General features: G+C 74.9%; 1 protein-coding gene and 1 pseudogene. One reads left to right on the top strand and one right to left on the bottom strand.

The genetic code is table 11. The features are described from left to right. Nucleotides 1-1,148 (bottom strand): annotated as a pseudogene (locus H5J30_RS29555) (PD40 domain-containing protein); the annotation flags it as partial. 159 nt (nucleotides 1,149-1,307) lie between these two features. Between H5J30_RS29555 and H5J30_RS29550 the strand changes: the two are divergent. Beyond that, nucleotides 1,308-2,048 (top strand): energy-coupling factor ABC transporter permease (locus H5J30_RS29550; protein WP_258563592.1); only part of this gene is annotated, 741 nt, incomplete at its 3' end.

The following is a 2,048-nucleotide window of genomic DNA, read 5'->3' as shown; positions in this document are numbered from 1 at the left end:
TCGGCGATCTCGATGGCGTCGTCCCCGGCGGCGTCCGTGACGTACGCGACGCGGTTGGTGTCGCCCAGCATCTCCGGCAGCCTGATCCGCGCTCCCGCCGTCTCGGTGATCGTGCGGGCCGGGCCGTCGCGGTGGGTCAGCCAGTACAGCGCGCCGCGCACCGCGACGGCGCTGGCGCGCCCGGTGGTGTCGACGGTCAGCCCCTGGACGTTGTTCTGCGCGGCCACCTGGTACGGCCGCCGGCCGACCCGCGGGCTGCCGAGCCGGACGTCGAGGCGGCGCGGCCGGCCCTCGGGGCCGAAGTCCTCGGCGAGCCACAGCTCGCCCGCGCACTGGTAGACCACCCGCTGGCCGTCCGTGGCGGCGTTCCTGGCGTAGAACTCGGCGTGGTCGCTGTGCCGGCGCAGGTCCGTGCCGTCGGGGAGGCAGGAGTAGAGGTTGCCGGTGCCCTCGTGGTCGGAGAGGAAGGCGATCCGCGTGGCGTGCGGCGGACCGACGAACATCACGCACTCCACGTGCCCGCCGAGGTCCGCGCAGAGCCGCTCGCCGTGCAGGTAGATGCGGCCGGTGGCACCGCCGCGGTAGCGCTTCCAGGCGGCGGGCTCGTGCGGCGGGCGGCCGGTGAGCAGCAGCGTCCTGCGGCAGCCGGACAGCTCGGCGACGGCGATGTCGTCGACGGGGCCCCAGGGCAGCCGTCGCCCGGGGGAGCCGTCGGTCGCCACCAGGTAGGACCAGGTCTGGTACGACAGCGGCTGGCCCTGCGAGGACAGGGCGAGGATCTGCGCCGCACCGCCCTCGCCGGCGGCCGGCGGGGTCCAGCCGCACACCCGGGTGTCCGGACTGCCCCAGTACGTCAGCCGCCGCGCCCCGCCGCCCTCCGCGGACACGACGTGGATCTCGGCGTCCAGGCTGTGCCAACTGGTGAACGCGATGGACCGCCCGTCCGGCGAGAACCGCGGATGCCCCACGCGGGTGCGGTCGACGGTCAGCCGCCAGCCCCGCTCGGGCTTGGCGCCGGGGGCGGGCAGCGGGGCGAGCCACAGGTCGTCCTCGGCGGCGAAGCAGAGGAGGTCGCCGTGCAGGTGGGGAAAGCGGAGGTAGGGCAGGGCGGGGCCGGGCGCGGCGGTGCTCTCGGAACCGGCTGTCACACCTCCATGTTTCGGGGCATAGGGGGACACGGCAAGTCGGTGAGGGCTTTCGCGGTCCGGGCGCTGTTGCAACTTCTTTGCAATTGATTTGTATGACCGGGTGTCGTCGTGCCGATAGATATGGGCGAGCCGCGTACCGGTCGACGGAGGGACACCGCCATGCACGTGCCCGACGGATTCATCGACGCGCCCGTCTCGCTCGCCGCCGGCGCGGTCGCCGCGGGCGCCGTGGCCGTCAGCCTGCGCGGTGCCCGGCACGAACTGGCCGAGCGGACCGCACCGCTGGCGGGGCTCGTCGCGGCGTTCGTCTTCGCCGTGCAGATGCTGAACTTCCCGGTCGCGGCGGGCACGAGCGGACATCTGCTGGGAGGCGCGCTGGCGGCGATACTCGTGGGGCCGTGGACGGCGGTGCTGTGCATCTCGGTGGTCCTGCTGATGCAGGGGCTGTTGTTCGCGGACGGCGGCCTGACGGCCCTGGGGGTGAACATCACGCTGATGGGCGTGGTCACCGTGGCCGTGTCGTACGCCGTCTTCCGCGCGCTTTTCGGGGTGCTGCCGCGGGGGCGGGGCGGGCTGGGCGGGCTGGGGGCGGCGACGTTCGTCGCGGCGGCGCTGTCGGTGCCGGCCTCCGCGCTGGCGTTCACGGGGCTGTACGCGCTGGGCGGCACGGCGGACGTGTCGCTGGCGAAGGTGGCCACGGCGATGGTCGGTGTCCACCTCCTCATCGGCCTCGGCGAGGCGGCCATCACGACGGCGACGGTCGCCTCGGTGGCGGCGGTCCGGCCGGATCTCATCCACGGGGCGCAGGGCGTACGGCGGCCGCTGGAGCTGCGTACGGCGGCGGTGGCGCGGCCGGGCGAGGGCGCGGCGGGCGCCGCGCCGGTGCCGGCGTCCCCCGGC

The organism is Streptomyces phytophilus (assembly GCF_013870535.1).
GTDB classification, from domain to species: domain Bacteria; phylum Actinomycetota; class Actinomycetes; order Streptomycetales; family Streptomycetaceae; genus Streptomyces; species Streptomyces phytophilus.
The sequence above is the reverse complement of the archived record's forward strand: the minus strand, read 5'-3'. Positions and strand labels throughout refer to the sequence as shown.